Source organism: Bacteroidota bacterium, from assembly GCA_034723125.1.
In the GTDB taxonomy this organism is placed as follows: Bacteria; Bacteroidota; Bacteroidia; order CAILMK01; family JAAYUY01; genus JAYEOP01.
In genome coordinates this window covers 15,256-33,295 of the sequence record JAYEOP010000340.1, presented here as the reverse complement: position 1 = coordinate 33,295, position 18,040 = coordinate 15,256, and the positions used below count along the sequence as shown (strand labels likewise).

Below are 18,040 nucleotides of genomic sequence, written 5' to 3'. Positions count from 1 at the left end.
ACCAAATAAACAGATAAACAAATAAACAATTCTTTTTTTAACTTTTATTATTTTCAAACAATTTCAATTTCTTACTTTTGCACAGATTTTTTTCTATCAATTTTTAACAAAAAGAAATTATCATGTTAAATATTGCACTTTTCGGACCTCCGGGAGCTGGTAAAGGAACCCAATCCAAAATACTTATTGACAAATATAACCTATCATACATAGCTACGGGTGATATGCTTAGGGAAGAAATTAAAGAAAATACCGAACTTGGGCGTGAAGCAAAAGAAATAATAGAAAGAGGCACATTGGTTTCTGATGATATTATTGTAAAACTAATTGAAAATAAAATAACAATGAACTCAAAATTTAACGGGTTCTTGTTTGATGGTTTTCCGCGAACAGTAGTTCAGGCATACATTCTTGAAGGATTACTAATTCGTTTTAATACTTCATTAACATGCATGATATCCCTTGAAGTTCCTGAAAAAACCTTAGTTGAAAGGATGATTAAAAGAGGTAAATTGGAAAACAGAAAAGATGATAGCATTGATGTAATCCAAAAACGACTAAAAGAATATAAATTAAAAACCCTTACTGTTATCGACTTTTACAAAGAAAAAGGAATTTATTATCCTATGGATGGAGCAGGTAATATGCAAAATATTACTGATAGAATAGCAAAAACTATAGATTCTAAATACGGTAATAAATTAGTTAACATACTTCTTTTGGGTTCACCGGGAGCGGGAAAAGGTACTCAAGCAAAAATACTTGAGAAAAAATTTAATCTCGTTTATATTTCAACAGGAGCAATTCTTAGAGAAGAAATAAAAAATAATTCTGAAATTGGAAAAATTGCCAAACCTTACATGGAAAAAGGAGGAATTGTACCTGACGAAATAGCAATTAAAATTATTGAAAGAAAAATTAAAAAACACAAAAATGTAAATGGGTTTTTATTTAAAGGATTTCCTCACACCTTAGTTCAAGCTTATATTTTGGATGGATTATTAAGAAAATTAGGGACATCAATTACTACTACAATAAAAATTGAAACTCCGTTGATACAAGCAATAAAACGACTCTCGTATCGCTCAAAAACTGAGGGTGCAAGAAATTATGATAAAAGCACAGATATTATTATTCGCAGAATGGAAGAATACGAAAAGAACACTGTCCCTGCTATAAATTATTATAAAAACAAAAAGAATTTTATCACCATCGATGGGACAAAACCCGAAGAAGAAATACATCAGAATATTGTTAAATCATTAGAATCAACCTTGTTGCAAATAAAATAAAATCTCTTTTATTAAAAATTATAAGTATTTATTATATTTGCAAAAAAAATAAAATATCATGAAAATTGTTTTAAATATATTTCTCACACTTTTGGCTACTACACTTGCGGTTTGGTTATTCTTCATTATTCGTAAGCCAATTATTGAAAAGCAAGAATTTAAAGTAAAAAAAGCTGCAATTGTAAAACGTCTTGAAAATGTAAGAAAAGCACAATTTGCCTATAAAGATGTTAAAAATAAGTTTGCAGACAACTGGGATTCACTGATTCACGCAATCAAATATGATAATTTTGAAATTATTAAAACAATAGGAGACCCTAATGATTCATCAATTGTAACTACATACGATACAATTCTTATTCCTGTTATGGATTCTGTTTTTAAAGAAAAAGTTTGTGTTGATTCACTAAAATTTATCCCTTATACAAAAGATGCTATTTTTGACCTTCAAGCAGGTTCAATAAACCAAAGAGGTGTTGATGTTCATGTTTTTCAGGTTACAGACTCTAAGCCATACAATCAAAAATATATTGATAAAGGAGAAGCCAGAGTTCTTCAATTAGGCTCAATGTCTGAAGTAAATTACTCTGGGAATTGGAGATAATATGAAGGTCAATATTGATCTAAATTCATTCTCTGATTCTATTTCTACTGAAAATTTATATCAATTAATCTTTGTTTCAAATTCAAAAATTCAAATTTCTTCTTTTGACTCACAGTCAAAAAAAATCTTATCACTGAAAGAATATTCATTAGAAAAGGAATTAAAAAATTTTAGTGTCAGTGATTTGAAAGAAAATATTCCTGAAGTAAAAGAAAAATATCAAAAAAAAATACTTTCCTTCTCATCACCAAAAATTACTTTGGTTCCTAAAGAATTTATGAAAGATGACATTAGTAATGAGTTTTATAAATTAAATTTCAATAAAGAATCGGGAGAGGATATTCGTAAAGACTACCTTAGTGAATTGAATTCGTTTTTAATTTACTCCACAGATTTTAATTATTCAAAAATAAAGCTTGCTTTTAATCCTGACGATAGCTTTAACTCGGCAACAGCTTTTTTTAAAGGAATTTTTAAAATTAATAAGCTAAAAGATACAAAAAGTACTTTTATTGAAATTGATGATAATTTTATCAAACTTGTCTTTTTTGAATTCGATAAGTTGAAAATAATGAACACCTACAACTACAAAAGCAAAGAAGATATTCTTTATCATATTTTAAATGTCAGCGAACAATTTGATATTGATAGCGATAAAGATAATTACTACTTTTGTGGCAATATTGATAAAAATACCGAACTTTACAAATTGTTATTTAATTATATAAGGTATCCTATTCTTTTACACAGAATTGATACTTTAAACTATGATAAGTGCTTTGACAAAACACCATCGCACAGATATTTTAATATATTTTCAACAGCATTATGCGAATAATTTCAGGGATAAAAAAAGGACATCAAGTTCAAGCACCAAAAAAATTGCCGGTAAGACCGACAACTGATTTTTCAAGAGAAAATATTTTTAATATTCTTGAAAACACTTTTTTTCTTGAAAAAATTGATGTGTTAGACCTTTTTTCAGGAACAGGTATTGTGAGTTTCGAATTCGCTTCACGAGGAAGCAAATCAATACTTTCTGTCGACAGCAATTCTGCAAGTTTAGCTTTTATTAAAAAAGAAGCAAAAAATCTTGGCTTTGAAAATTTTAAAACCATAAAATCTGATGCAATAAATTTTTTAAACAAAACAGAATTAAAATTTGATATAATTTTTGCCGATCCTCCTTATAATTATAACCATCACAAAGAATTAACAGATAAAATTTTTGAGAAAGAAGTATTAAAAGAAAAAGGTCAGTTTATTCTTGAACATTCAAAACAAAGCAACATGAGTGAACATCAATACTTTAAAAGCAAAAGAACTTACGGACAAAGTGAATTTAGTTTTTTTTATAAAAATATTAAAACAGAATAATTATGATAAAAGTTGGAAAAATCGCAGTCAATTTGTTTCAAACAAATACATATTTCCTCTATGACGACACTAAGGAAGCAATAATTATTGATCCCGGTTGTTCGAATAAAGATGAAGAAAATGAGATTGTTTCATTTATTAAAGAAAAAGGACTAAAACCTGTAAGGTTAATAAATACACATTGCCATATTGACCATATTCTTGGAAATAAATTTGTTTCAAAAAAATATAAGCTTGAACTTGAGGCTCATAAAGATGAAGAACTTAACCGTACAAATTCTGATGAGAATGCATCACAATTTGGTCTTCCTCAACCACAATCTCCAAAGATTTCAAAATATCTTGATGAAGGAGATGTGATAAAATTTGGCAATTCTCAACTAAGAGTGCTTTTTACTCCGGGACACACTGCGGGACATATTACTTTGGTTTCGGATGAAGATAAATTTATAATTTGTGGCGATGTTCTTTTTAACGATAGCATAGGAAGAACAGATTTACCGGGAGGTGATTACGATGTTTTAACAAAATCAATAAAAACAAAATTATTCACTCTTGATGACGATTTTATTGTTTATCCCGGGCATTACAGAGATACAACAATTGGCAAAGAAAAAGTTTCTAATCCTTATTTGTAATTTTTTAGGAATCAAAAATCAAAACAACCGCATGAGCACTCACTCCTTCTTCTCTTCCTTCAAAGCCTAATTTTTCACTGGTAGTAGCTTTTATTGAGATTTGTCCTTCATTAATATTCATTGTAGTAGCAAGCTTTTCTTTCATTTGCCAGATGTAATCTCTTATTCTTGGTTTTTGTAAAACAATTGTTGAGTCGATATTAGAAATTTCAAAACCTTTGTTTCTTATAAGTTCTACTGTTTTTTTTAACAGATAGCTACTTTCAATATTTTTATATTTTTCATCAGTATCAGGAAAATGAAATCCTATATCATTTAAATCGGAAGCACCTAAAAGTGCATCACAAATAGCATGAATCAAAACATCACCATCTGAATGTGCAATACATCCTTTACTATGTTTTATTTTTACAGACCCAATGATTAAATCTAAACCCTTTTCGAGTTTGTGAACATCATAACCAAAGCCTATTCTGGGTATCATTAATCAATTATTTTCATTTATTATCTTTGAAATTAAAGATAATAGAAAATCTTACTGTTTTATCCAAAGGACTTGTTTGACTTGCCGTTTTATTATTTGTTGGTATTAAATAAGAAACATCAAGATTGAGAATGTTGTATTTCATTCCAATCCCAAGAGAAAGAAATTGTCTGTTACCTTTCATTTCGTGTTCGTAAAAATATCCTGCTCTTACGGCAAATTGTTTTGCATACCAATATTCAAAACCAAAAGATGGATTAATTTCTTTCATTTCTTCATTAAAACCACCTGGTGCATCATAAAAAGATTGCATCATTCCTGCAATTACAGGTACATCAGGTGACATACCTTTAAAAATAACAGGATTGTTGTCATTATCATAAATTGGATTTCCCGAAGAGTCGATATCATAAAATGGTGGTGTTGGAACTAAGAGTTTGTTTACATCAAATGTAAATGCAATTTCATTATATTCATCAATTACATAATTGAAATATCCTCCAAGTCGTAGATTCATAGGGATATAATCTCTGTCCATTTCATCGGTATAGGTAATTTTCGAACCAATATTTGAAATATTTAAGCCAAAGCTGGCATCAACATCTCTTTCATCAATTTGAAAAGGATTGAGTTTCCAGTAAAAGGAAATATCTCCAGCACCGGCAATTCCAGGCTTTGTTTCTGTTCCATTTTGTAAAGGAGTATTTCCAGCAAGATTAGAATAAATAAATCTGAGAGCCACACCAATAGAAAAGTTTTCAGCTAATTTACGGGCATAAGCTCCATCAACAGCTAATTCATGCGGACGAAAATCCCCCATTGATTCACCATTGATATTTGTAAAAGTAATATCTCCCAGTGAAAAATATCGTAAAGAACCACCAAAAGCAGACATATCGTCAATTCTTTTGTAAGCAGATAAATATGAAAGATTAATATCAGGTACCAAAGATTTTAGCCAAGGGATATATGATATTGACAATCCTATATTATCTTCTGCAAATGCAAGTTTCGCAGGATTCCAATGAATGGCATTAGGGTCGTTAGGTAATGCTACACCACAATCACCAAGAGCACCCGACCTTGAATCAGGAGTAATCATTAAAAAAGGAACCGCTGTGGTTACTACATTTCTGCCGTTTTTTGCTCTTTCATATTGGTCTTGGGCAGTTTGACTATTTACTTTTCCAAATGCTATCGCTACTAGCATAAAAATAATTGCAAAAACTCGTATTTTACTCATATCGTTTATTTTCTTCTAAATTACAAAATTATAAAAATGAAATTTAAAAAGTGTTTATTCTTAGTTAATTATTACCATTTTATTTGAAGCAGTTGCTATTCTTCCATCTTCGGTTGATAAAATAAGACGATAAATATATATTCCCTGTTCCAAATTTTTCCCGTAACTGTCTCTTCCATCCCACTCAACATCAACAACACGGCTACCTTCAACAAATGTTTTTCTTTTTATTATTTTAATAAGTTTAGCATTAATATCAAAAATCTGCAAGTTAATTTCTACATCTTGACCTGCAATATTGTGTTCAAAATTAAAATTTGTTTTCCAAACAAAAGGATTTGGAACATTTTTTAAGTTACTAATCTCAATTTTTTCTGAATTTCTTACAATAAATTCAATTTCATCAGTAGCGGAATTATTGGCAACATCCCAAACTTTTATCCATAATGTATGTTTCCCTGCTGACAAATTTTTGAATGGATATTTGATTTCCCCTTTCCGAAAATCATTTAATACAGATTCGTAATAATTGTTTAAAACAATTGGTTCATTACCATCAAGAACAGCAATCAATTCATGTCCTATCCCATTTCCTGTAGTGTTTATTCCGTTTTCATCCCATAATTTTGCAAACATAAGCGGATTTTCGTTTGTAAGTCCTCCTGAAATAAAATTTGTATCACCAATATATAATGTTACCTCCGGTCTTTTATCGTCTTCAATAATGCTATCAGATGTTCCTCCGATTACTATGTCATTAAAATAACCATTTGCGTCAGTTGAATTATCAGTAGCGTAATAGCTTATTTTTCCTATACCATCCTGATATGAAATATCTTTTGGTACAACAAAATCAAAGCTAAATTCACCATTTTTTACACTTACTTTGCCTTTGTAAATAATATTTTCCATTACATAAAAACTTTCAACTTTACTTTTAGGATCATTGGCAAGAGTTTTTATTTCTGTTCTTTTGTCAAAAATTGAAGGATAAATAGTCCCGTTGAAATCACTAATTTTATTTCCTGCATTATTTCGAATTTCTCCCGAAATACTTACTTTTGATAAAGCCTTAAAAGTATCAGGAACACTTGTCGTTACAACTTCATTTTGAGGGTATGCAAGAGTAATAGCAGGGTCGCCTAACAAAATAAATTTTCTTGTATTTGTATGAAATGTTGCTTTGTTTTTTGTTGTTGTAATAATTTCTCCAAGTGTTTTTGCTTTTCCGTCATTTTGTTTTTTGAAAATATTGCTATCATAAATAATATTTGTTAAAGCATTATTTGAACTAACATAAACAACACGTGATGTTGTAAATAAAGCAATTCCACCTCCATTGGAATTTAACAAAACCCATTCACCTGCCGAAACTCTTTCAGGATCATCATATCTGCTAAATTCACATGTTGCCGTTATAAAAAGAGGCATATTATCTAAATTATTCCAAGAAACAATATCAGGAATTTCTAAAACTCTTTCGTGTGCCCAACCGGATTCTCCTCCATGTCCTATATAGTTTACTACCAAAGCACCCGAATTTACTTTTTCTATAATCGCTTCATGAGCATCAGGGTATTTATGACCATTTGGTGAAGTAATTTGCGGAAAAGCATCTAAAAAAACTTTTTGAACATTCATATCTTTTACCCCACTAAAAACTCCCTCGGCAAGTTTTTCGGATTGAAAATAATGGTGATTGCCTCCGTCATCATCAGGGTCATCAGAAATAAAAACAATTTTATTTCTCCAATCGCCAAAAGAACTTTTGGCTGAATAATGAATAATTTTATCAGTCATTGCTTCTGCTTGTTCCAAACTTGTTACAGGTATTCTTCCTACTGATATATCCATTTTAAAATACTGACTTTCCGCAACGTTATCCCATTTTCCTTCGTTGTCATCTAAAAATCCAAAATAATCATCAGAGGCATAAGAGCTTGTTGGGTAATAAATTGTTTTACTTTGATAGGTAGGAACATAATTTGTATTTGATGGTAACACATTTTTATAGTCATAAGAAGCATCTCCGAAAAGAAGTAAATATTTAGGTTGTTCATCCTCTGTTTCAGCTTTGTCGTACAACATTTTCATAAAATTACGGATAGCAGAAATATCTTGAGCTCCCGAAGAAAATTCGTTATAAAGTTTGCTTACTAAAACCACCTCTGTACTTAAACTGTCAACATTTTTGTGAAATTCTGCCAATCGATTTGCTGCATTCAAAAATTTAGAATAAGTAACTATTACCATGTCAATATTTTTTAAGCCATGTAAATTTTGGTTTTGAATTTTTACGACACCAGCGGGGTTTTGTGCTGAACTTTCATCAAATGCAACAAACTCTTTTAAAGTATCTGTTTGTAAACGAAAAATAAAATTATTTCCGATTTTACTAAATTCTTGATTCTTTACATTATATATATCGGTAACATCCCATAACAAAATAGAATTTAAAGAACTTTGTAACTGAAATTCTGAAACACCTTTGTTAATTGTTTTCGAATCTCTAAAATTTAATTGACCGTTGTTTAAGATTAATTGAGCACGGGCATTCAGTTCAATGTAATTCAACCAGCCCGAAGCATCTGTGCCGGGGCGACTATAAATATAGTTAAAAACAAGATTGTCTGCTGTTGGATTAAAAGAAAATGTTTTTTTATTGATTGAAGAAAATTGTGCGAGGTAATAATTAATGTCAACTGCTGATAATTTTTGTGTAAAATTATTTCCATCAACATTGATGCTAAAATAATTAACATCAGCACCATATTGTGAGCGAGCTGCAACATAAGATTCAAAAACTAATGGCTCTGAAGTAATTATATTCGGAATATTAAAAGTAAAATTTTGAGAGCTTGTGTAATAAAATGTTTCACCAAACCAATCTCTGCCCGACTTCACATAATCAGTTACATCGGTTTTTAGTGTTTTTTCATGAAAAGTCAAATAATCAAAAGCCGTTGAAACATAATCAGAACTTGATGATAAAGATTGTTGATTGTTAATTCTTTTTCCATCTTCTGTTGCAATTGTTAAAAAATAATAGGACTCATCAGAGTAGTAATTTAATTGATGATGAAAAACTTTGCTGTTGTAATTATAATTCCAAATGTGAGGTCCTTGTATCCAAAATAAAATATAATCCCCTTTATCGAAACTATTATCATTTTCACCTTTTATGTAAATAGCATTTTCTTTAAGGTCATCAGGATAAGATGTTAAGTAGCTTTGGGGTACCATTCCGCCTCCGTTTCCAAAAATTTTAATTTTTTTAGGATTTATCGTTGATGGGTTTAATCCCATGTCTTGTAAGTAATTGTAGTCAATTTTATAAACTCCCGATGAAGAGAAACTTAACTTATACCAATCTCCCGTTTCTAAAACCGATGAACTTGACGATCTCTTATTAAATGATTTCTTAAAAATCTTTTGTCCAATAACAATTTCAATATCACATGAAATCAATTTCTCAATTTCTCTACTTACAGGATTTTTTCTTAAAGGAATAAAAGATACAACTGCAAAAGGTATTTTATTCTTGTAATTAATGGTAGTTTTTATATTTAGTTCTCTATTATTAATGTTCTCAATATTTTTAAAATTCTCTTTTACAGTAACGAATTTCTTATTTTTTATTTCTACCTGAAATTCACAAGTATAAGGTAAATCAAAATTAGTAATAAAGCCGGGTAAAAAATTAGCAGTATTGTCAAGTATCACATTTTCAAAAGAAAGAATTTTTATTCCTTTGTTTATTGAATCTTTATAAATTGTTTCTGTATTCCAGTTAAAAGTAATCTTTTTATTTATTGTTTGAGAAAAAACATCATTATTTAGATAAAATAAAAAAACAAAAATAAATAGCATTTTATAGCGTTGTACTTTTGTTAAAAATGATTTTATAGGCATAAAAATTATTTTTGTTGATTAAACGACATTTATTCATTAAAATTGCATTAAGAAAAACAGCTTTAATATAGATTCCAACGCATGAATTTAGGTGTCAAAATTATATTGATTTTTTTATTTTCAGGCTTGATAACAAATATTTATTCTCAAGACCCTGAATTTACACAATTTTATGCAAATCCATTATATTTAAATCCTGCTTTTGCCGGAACAAATTATGGACCACGCTTTTGTATGAATTACAGAAATCAGTGGACAGGAGTATCTAATTCTTTTGTAACATACTCAGCATCTTACGACCAACATTTTGATGCACTATCAGGAGGATTAGGTTTTCAATTAACTTACGATAAAGCAGGTATTGGAGAATTAACATCTACTTCAGGAAACTTTATTTATTCTTATAATCTAAATATCTCAAAAAAGTTTACTGTAAAAACAGCATTGCAAGCATCTGTAATACAAAGGAGTATTGATTTTAACAAATTAAGTTTTACTGATGAAATTCATCCGAGATTCGGATTTATAAATACTACAAAAGAACCTTTGCTGGCATACGGAAATTACAAAACTGATCCTCGTTTAGATATGTCTGCAGGATTTATGGGCTTTTCGAAAAAATTCTATGCAGGCTTTGCTGTTCATCATATTAATGAACCTACTTATGCTTTTCTTGAAAATTCTTTAAGTAAAATTCCAAGAAAATATACTACACATGTTGGGATGCTTATTCCATTAGAAAACATAAGAAATCCAAATGTGTTTTTCTCTCCAAACATTTTATTTCAAAAACAAGGTAGTTTTGTGCAATTTAATATAGGTGGATATTACATTAATAAAAACATAATGACAGGACTGTGGTTTAGACAAACATTTGTTAATACAGATGCTTTTTTAATTTTATTTGGTCTAAATAAGGGTCATTTTAAGGCTGGATATAGCTATGATATAATTTTTTCTGAGGCTCGTTTGGGAACTCAGGGAAGCCATGAAATATCCGTCATTATTGAGTTAGAGGTGTTTGATGATACACCCACTAATAGGTGGAAAAAAATAATTTGTCCAAGCTTTTAGCTTATTTCAAAATTTTTCTTATAAATTTGCGTTTAGTTATTGATCAATAAAAGAAAAGATTACGTTATGAAAAGAATATTTATTGTCAGCATCCTTGCATTATTTGTCATCGGAATGACATCTTGCAGTAAAGAAAGATCTACAACAACAGGTTGGAAATACAACAATGAAGATTGGGGTGGATTTGAAAAGCACGAATATGCCGGTCAAGAAACAGGACCAAACCTTATTTTTATTAAGGGTGGTACATTTACCATGGGGCAAGTTGAAAACGACATTCGTTTTGACAACAGTGCTTTTCCGAAAAAAGCAACAGTTTCATCATTTTACATTGATGAAACAGAGGTTACAAACCTAGCTTACAGGGAATATTGTTATTGGCTATTGAGAGTTTTTCTTGATTATCCAGAAGTTTACGAACAGGCATTACCTGATACAAACTGCTGGAGAAACAAACTTGCCTACAATGAGCCGATGGTAAGATATTATTTCCGTCATCCTAATTATGATCAATATCCTGTTGTTGGTGTTAACTGGATTCAATCATCTGGATTTGCTGCATGGAGAAGTGATAGGGTTAATGAAATGATAATGATTCGTGAAGGTTTTCTAAAGCCAAATCCTGACCAGATAAATGAAGCGAACTTTAATACAGAATCCTACTTATCAGGACAATATGAAGGGCTTACTAAAAAGAAAGTAAAAAGCTACAGAAAAGGCAAAAAAGACAGAAAAGTAAGAATGGAAGATGGAATTCTTCTGCCACGATATAGACTTCCTACTGAAGCAGAATGGGAATATGCAGCAAAAGCTGAAATCGGTGATGCATTATTTGAAACTGTTAATACCAGAAGAATTTATCCTTGGAAAGGATTATCGATGAGAAAAGAAGATACAAAATATAAGGGTAAAATGGTTCTTAACATGACTAGAGGCAATGGCGACTTTCAGGGAACTGCAAGTGAGCTTAACGATGCTTCTTCAAGAACAACACTTGTTACATCCTACTGGCCAAATGATAATGGCTTATATTGTATGGCTGGCAACGTAAGTGAATGGGTTATGGATATTTACAGACCATTATCTTTTGAAGATGTTACAGGGTTAGATCCTTTTAGAGGAAATGTATTTCAAGTAGTTGACAAAGATCAAGATGGATATGTTAAAGCTAAAGATAGTTTAGGAAGAATTATTTACAGAGATGTTACAATGGAAGAAAATATTGATAGAAGAAATTATCAAGAAGCTGACAATATTGGATTCCTTGATGAAGAAAATTTTGAACAAAATGCTCAACAATATCATTATGGAGTTTCATCATTAGTAAATAACAAAGCACGTGTTTATAAAGGTGGTTCATGGGAAGATAGGGTTTATTGGCAAAGCCCCGGTTCCAGAAGATTCCTTGATGAAGAACAATCACTACATTCTTTAGGATTTAGATGTGCAATGGTACACGTAGGTGGTGCAAATAAAAATGGAACAAATTTCTAAAATTCAATATAAATTATTTTTTTATGAAAACAAAAACAGGAGTTGTATTAGCTGTTAGTTTAATGTTTATTTTTGTACTGGGAAATGTTCAAAAATCAAATGCACAAATGTTTATAGGTGCTCAAGCAGGCTATTTATCAACAAAAATTTATGGTGACGATATTTTTGGAGGAATGAACTGGAATAGCAATGTTTCAGGCGGATTGAATTTCGGGTTTAAAGTAGCAACTGATTTCAATATTCAGATAGATGTACTTTATAGTGTTAAAGGAACTAAGCAAAAATTCATTATGAAAGACATGATTAATGCTTATGAAAATGATACTACTCAAATATATAAAGAAGTTACAAAGCAATATGACAATATTCTTAAACTTTCGTATGTAGAAGTACCTATATTATTCAAAAAATCATTTTCATTCAAAGGTGGAATTTTCCCTTATGAGCGTCAAGTAAGCAAGGTTGACTTAGATGTTTTTGCAGGACCTTATGTTGGTTATCTTTTTTCAACCAGTACTAATTTAACTGCTTCACGTGTTGTGAATAAAACAGTTGGAGGTGAAACATCAACAGTAAGTTCAGGAGATACTACCTCATCTTTTTTAATTGGTGAGGAATCTATTACAATGTTTGACGGTGAAGATGTTCCTGCTGCTTTGATTGACACAATAAATTCAGTACCAATTACAAGATCAATAGCAAATCTCAATAAAATTGATGTTGGGATTATGGCAGGTATAGGAATAAGTGTCGAATTAAGTAAAAGATCTAAATTTACTTTAGATGCCAGATATTCTATGGGTTTTATGACAATTGACAATACTTATTTTAATGATATTGAGTACCAATTTTATCCTGCAAGCGAAGGCGGTTATACTGCCAATTCCGAGAATTTTGGATTGAATACAATAAAAACAAAAATGGATCTCAAAAATACAGGCTTTGGATTCTATTTGGGATACATTCATTATCTTGGCATAGAAGACTAATTTTTAAATAAAATAATCTAAAATCTTCTTAGGATTTATTTCTTAAGAAGATTTTTTTTTGCTCTTTGTTGAATTTATAATTCTGTGTTTCTTTTTTCCTAAATTCTATTTTCGTTTCAGTTTACCTTAGCAATGTAACAGAACCTTTGTACATTTCTGTAGTATCATCTGATTCGATAAAAACTTGATAATAATAAACACCGAGAGGACAGATTTTATTTTCAAATTTCCCATCCCATCCTGACAATTCTGAGTTATTATCAATTTGATTTGATTCAAAAAGTTTTTCACCCCAGCGATTAAATATTTGCATTTTAGTTACTTTACAACCGTAAGTTATTGCTCTGAATACATCATTAGTACCGTCTAAATTAGGAGTGAAAGCATTAGGAATAGTTACTCTCGGTTCAATTTCGCCAACAGCTATGTTCGAATTACTTATGATATCAGGATTGGAATTTTGAATTGCTCTTACCCGATAATGATGTTTCTGAATAAAGGGATTACATAAATGATAATAAATATTGCTGTCTTTATAAAATTCCGCGATAATCTCAAATTTATTAGTATTTTCATTCAAATATTCAATCTCATAATAGCTTACTCCTTCGTCCCAATAAATGTAATCTGTCCAGTTTAGTTTCAATTTTTCATCCAACTCAGTTTTATTTACTTTCAATAAAATGCTTTTTCCAATATTGCTACGTTTACCAAAATGACCACAGTTTTTATCCTGTATTTTAACATGATAGTAATAAGAATATTTAGCTGTTTCAACTAAGCTATCTATGAATGATAATGTTGTACTGTCAGTCTTTCCTGCAATTTTATAGTTTGAATCTATTCGGGATCGAAAAATTGTATAAACATGATTGAATTTTAAATTTGCTTTTTCCCATTCTATTAAAACAGATTCATTTTCAACCGATACTCTTATTAGTTTAATTGCATCAATATACATTGTTTTTGAGGCAAGTACATTGTCAATATTACTCCAAGAGGTTTGATTAAAACCGTTTTTTTCAAAAGCTTTTATCCTATAAAAATAATTTTCTTTACAAAATACATTTGTATCAAGATAATTAAGAGTATTTCCATTAACCGTATTTAGTAATTTGAAATTGTGTTTGTTGTTATAATCTTTCCTATAAATTTCATATTTTTCTATTGTATCCCAGCCAACATAAGGTGTCCATCTTAAATCATTTCCTGAAGATAAAGGTTTAACATTTAAATAAATTAAACAATGTAAAGGACTCGGATTACTTTTATTAAAACAATAGTCGGTGGTTTTGATATAATAACACTGAGGAATAAGGTGAGAAAAAACGGTATCTTGAATAAATGTATCAAGAATATCAAAGATTTTTCGTTCCGAACTAATTATAGCTGATTTATTAGTTCTGAATATTGAATAATCCATAAAATCATAATCATTATTTGAAGAAAATAATAATTCATCTAAAATAGGATTATCGATATGAGTAATACTATAAATCATTGAACTTTCGGGACCAATAGTATCAAAATAAATATCTACAACTTCCGGTTTTGTAATTGAATCTTTGCAACCCGCACTATCAATTACGGATAAGGAAATATTAAATAAGCCTGTATCTGAGTACAAATGTGAAGGTTCAAAATTTGATGAAAAACTTCCATCTCCCAAATCCCATAAATATTTTTGAATTTTTTGTTCTCCTGTAGTTTTGTTAATAAAATTTGTTAATTGACCGAGGCAAGTTAACTTAGCTTTTACATCAAAATCTGCTATCGGACTTTTATAAATTATAATCGGGTCTTTTATTTCAATGCTGGTTACACATCCCAAACTGTCTTTGAGGATAAGAAGTGGCTTAAAAGTTCCTGCATAAGTATATGTGTGTTCAGGAAAGGAGTCTGTTGATATACTTCCATCTCCAAAATTCCAGTAATATTCTATAATACTGGATGATGTTTGAGCAGAAAAACTACACTCAAGAGAATCACAACCTCTATCGGGATATGCTAAAATGTTACCAATTGCTCCATTTACATTAATAATATCAGGCTTTATAATTGTGTCGATACAGCCATCTGTATCTTCTGCAATCAAAGAAACAGAGTATAAACCGGGTGCGGTATAAGTACTTGACGGGTTTAAAATTGATGAACATGTATTGTTGCCAAATTCCCATTTGTAGGATTTAATACTATATTTTCCCGCTTTTGATTTATTATAAAAATCAACTATTACAGGAGGGCAATTGTTAACAGAATGCAGAATGTTGTAATCAAAATCTGCTACAGGGGGGCTGATTTTAAAATCAATCAATTCTTCTGCGGTATCTTTACAAGAGTAATTATCGGTTAATATCAATTTAACTAAAAATGAGGTATCTGATTTATATGTTTCAGAAAACGCTTGCTTGTTACTTGCCGGATGATTATTTATATACCAATTTGTTTGTGCAGGTGTATAAACTAATGTATCATTTATTTTGGTACTGTATTTAATTTTTAATTGCTTACAATTATCATCTTTGTCTAAAATAATATTTGCTCTGGGTTTTAAAGGAGTAACTATTTTTGAAACCGTTTTAGTACATCCAAGTTCGTCAGTAATTTTCAAATTAATTTTGCAACCTTTTTTCTGACTTATACGATAAGGAATTTCTGTATATGTATAATTTGTATCTCTATCATAAGAATAAAATCCAGGTGTATTTCCCATGTACCAAATTCGTTGGGTAATAGGAAATACCGACTGTGTCGTATCTTTTAATTCAATAGAAAACGGCAAACATCCTATAGTTTTTGAAACTGTAAATCCCGCATTAACCTTTGATACTTTTATAAAGTCTGTCTTAGAGATTTTGTTTTTACAATTATTTGAATCTGTAACGGTTAAAGTAATAGTATGATAACCACCGTTTAAAAAAGTATATTTTGGATTTTTTTTATAAGAATATTTATTACTTCCAAAACTCCATTTATAATGCAAATTTGCTGTGGAGGTATCAAAACACTCAATTTCAGTACCTTTACAGCCATAACTTTTAACAAAATAAAAATCATCTTCAGGTCCTTTGGTCACAGTTATTTCTGCTGAATCATAGTCTATACATTTAGTAATTGTATCTGTCAATTTGAGAATTATCTTATAAGTTCCGTAATTGAAAATATGAGATGGGTTTTTGGTTGAGTCATAACTCCCGTCCCCAAAATCCCATAACCATTTATTTCCACCTATTGAGTTGTTAAAATTTCTTAATTCTTCTAATTCACAAATTTTATCGCCTTTAATTTTAGCTACCGGAGGATAAATATAAATCATACTGTCTCTTGTAAAAATACTTGGGCATCCACGAAAAAAAGCTTCAAGTTTAACAGACATATAACCTGTATCCTGATATTTGTGAAAAGGATGTATTTCATTAGATATTCTACCATCACCAAAATACCAGGTAAAACTATCAGCTTTTGGGGAGGAATTGTTTGTTGTATTGATAAAATGTAAAAAAGTATCATTACATCCAACATAATTAAAATCCTGAAAATCAGCATTTGGCGGAATACCTACAAGTATTTTATCAGTTTTTGTTAATTGACAACCTCTTGAATTTTTCCCTGTTATTGTAATTGTAAAAATACCAGTGTCTTGGTAAATAAATTTTCCATATTTACTGTGTAGGGTTTGGCCATCTCCTGATGTAATTTTCCAATTAGTTAAAGGAATAAAACTGCTGTCGGTAATAATGTAGTTTACAGTTAAAGGTTTGCAACCGGATTTTGGATTAATTTTAATAGAGAAATTAGGAGGAGAGCTAATGATATAATTTCTTTTGATCTTTTTGCTTTCGCAGTTTTTCTTATCTTTTACAATAAGACTTACGTTATAATCTCCGTAACTATAATACCATGAAGAAGGAAATTTGTCGGTTGATGTTTTACCATTTCCAAAATCCCATTTATAAGAATTTAAATTAGTTGAAACAGGTAAAAAGTTTACTTTAAATGGAATTTTACAATGATAAGTGGTGTCTGCAATAAAGTCAGCATCAGGAGGTTTGGCAAAATAAAGCGATTTTGAGATACTATCTATGCATCCTCCTTTATTAATTATAAGTGTAACCCTGTATTTCTTACTTTTCATATAAAGATGTTCTGCATTTTTAGTTGTTTTAGTGGCTCCATCTCCAAAACTCCAATGATAAGAAATCCCGTTTTGAGGTGTGGATTGATTTGTAAATTTCACAAATGCCGGTAAACAAGAATCTTTTTTTTCTAATTTAAAATCGGCTTTAATCTCATTTACATTAATATATTTTGTTTTCACCATTTTATCTTCACAACCCAGTGGAATTTTAGTTGTTAACTTTACAGTGTATGAACCTGTATTTTGATATTTATGATTTGGGAATTTCTTTGTTGAAGAATTACCATCTCCAAAATCCCAGTTGTAAGTTAATGATGTATTTGATGGAGAGGAAAGATTGCTAAAAAAAACGCTGGCAGGTTTAGAACAAAATTCTGTTTCGTTTGCATAAAAATCAGCTTTTACTGATTTAATATCAATGTAGCTCTGTTTTCTTTTAGAATCAGTACAGCCATTTTCATCGGTTACAATTAGAGTAAGGCTGTATTTATTAGCTACACTATATGAATGATTTGGATTTGGTTGTGATGATTTTGCTCCATCACCAAAGTTCCATTGCCATACTTTAATATTTGCATTTCCAATAGAGCTTTGATCATAAAAATGTAAAGCTACATTAGTACATTCAAGATTTTTATTCACTGAAAAATCAGCAACAGGATTTGAAAAAACAGTTATAAAATTTGTTTTAGTTATAGTATTTGTTCCATTTGCATCAGATACTTTTAGTATTACGGTATATGAGCCCGGATTTAAATAAGTGGCACTGGGATTTATTTTTACTGATGTTTGTCC

Annotated in this window: 12 protein-coding genes; 8 read left to right on the top strand and 4 right to left on the bottom strand. The window is 30.0% G+C overall.

All coding sequences use genetic code 11. The annotated features are described in order from the left end of the window. The first annotated feature begins 122 nt into the window (after positions 1 to 122). Genes U9R42_09385 through U9R42_09365 form a run of 5 tightly spaced genes read left to right on the top strand, consistent with a single transcriptional unit; the run spans position 123 to position 3,911 of the window. Positions 123 to 1,292 carry an adenylate kinase gene (locus tag U9R42_09385; protein MEA3496233.1) on the top strand — a complete coding sequence of 390 codons (1,170 nt, stop codon included), beginning with the start codon at positions 123 to 125 and terminating at the stop codon, positions 1,290 to 1,292. Between the two features lie 58 nt (positions 1,293 to 1,350). After that, positions 1,351 to 1,896 (top strand): hypothetical protein, encoded by a 546-nt coding sequence (locus tag U9R42_09380; GenBank protein ID MEA3496232.1) that lies wholly within the window; start codon positions 1,351 to 1,353, stop codon positions 1,894 to 1,896. 1 nt (position 1,897) lies between these two features. Further along, complete coding sequence (locus U9R42_09375; GenBank protein MEA3496231.1) at positions 1,898 to 2,734, top strand: DUF3822 family protein; 837 nt, start codon at positions 1,898 to 1,900, stop codon at positions 2,732 to 2,734. Further along, on the top strand, positions 2,725 to 3,273 hold the full coding sequence (gene rsmD, locus U9R42_09370; GenBank protein ID MEA3496230.1) for a 16S rRNA (guanine(966)-N(2))-methyltransferase RsmD: 549 nt from the start codon (positions 2,725 to 2,727) through the stop codon (positions 3,271 to 3,273). The genes U9R42_09375 and rsmD overlap by 10 nt, the downstream gene beginning before the upstream one ends. A gap of 2 nt (positions 3,274 to 3,275) precedes the next feature. Next, the gene (locus U9R42_09365) at positions 3,276 to 3,911 is read left to right on the top strand and encodes an MBL fold metallo-hydrolase (GenBank protein MEA3496229.1); all 636 of its coding nucleotides are present in this window, start codon (positions 3,276 to 3,278) and stop codon (positions 3,909 to 3,911) included. A 4-nt stretch (positions 3,912 to 3,915) separates the two neighbouring features. Here the strand turns inward: U9R42_09365 and ispF are convergent, their stop codons facing one another. Genes ispF through porU form a run of 3 tightly spaced genes read right to left on the bottom strand, consistent with a single transcriptional unit; the run spans position 3,916 to position 9,550 of the window. Then, positions 3,916 to 4,395: a 2-C-methyl-D-erythritol 2,4-cyclodiphosphate synthase gene (gene ispF, locus U9R42_09360; GenBank protein ID MEA3496228.1), complete on the bottom strand. Its 480-nt coding sequence runs from the start codon at positions 4,393 to 4,395 to the stop codon at positions 3,916 to 3,918. 13 nt (positions 4,396 to 4,408) lie between these two features. Next, on the bottom strand, positions 4,409 to 5,638 hold the full coding sequence (gene porV, locus U9R42_09355) for a type IX secretion system outer membrane channel protein PorV (protein ID MEA3496227.1): 1,230 nt from the start codon (positions 5,636 to 5,638) through the stop codon (positions 4,409 to 4,411). A gap of 60 nt (positions 5,639 to 5,698) precedes the next feature. Then, positions 5,699 to 9,550: a type IX secretion system sortase PorU gene (gene porU / locus U9R42_09350; GenBank protein ID MEA3496226.1), complete on the bottom strand. Its 3,852-nt coding sequence runs from the start codon at positions 9,548 to 9,550 to the stop codon at positions 5,699 to 5,701. A 105-nt stretch (positions 9,551 to 9,655) separates the two neighbouring features. Here porU and U9R42_09345 point away from each other — a divergent pair, with 105 nt between their 5' ends. The 3 genes from U9R42_09345 to U9R42_09335 all read left to right on the top strand — a co-directional run bounded on the left by U9R42_09345 (position 9,656) and on the right by U9R42_09335 (position 13,107). Further along, the gene (locus tag U9R42_09345) at positions 9,656 to 10,624 is read left to right on the top strand and encodes a type IX secretion system membrane protein PorP/SprF (protein MEA3496225.1); all 969 of its coding nucleotides are present in this window, start codon (positions 9,656 to 9,658) and stop codon (positions 10,622 to 10,624) included. 66 nt (positions 10,625 to 10,690) lie between these two features. Continuing rightward, positions 10,691 to 12,118 carry an SUMF1/EgtB/PvdO family nonheme iron enzyme gene (locus U9R42_09340; protein MEA3496224.1) on the top strand — a complete coding sequence of 476 codons (1,428 nt, stop codon included), beginning with the start codon at positions 10,691 to 10,693 and terminating at the stop codon, positions 12,116 to 12,118. Between the two features lie 23 nt (positions 12,119 to 12,141). Beyond that, positions 12,142 to 13,107 carry an outer membrane beta-barrel protein gene (locus U9R42_09335; GenBank protein MEA3496223.1) on the top strand — a complete coding sequence of 322 codons (966 nt, stop codon included), beginning with the start codon at positions 12,142 to 12,144 and terminating at the stop codon, positions 13,105 to 13,107. A gap of 121 nt (positions 13,108 to 13,228) precedes the next feature. Here U9R42_09335 and U9R42_09330 read toward each other — a convergent pair. After that, positions 13,229 to 18,040: PKD domain-containing protein (locus tag U9R42_09330; protein MEA3496222.1), on the bottom strand; the 4,812-nt coding region annotated here is incomplete at its 5' end.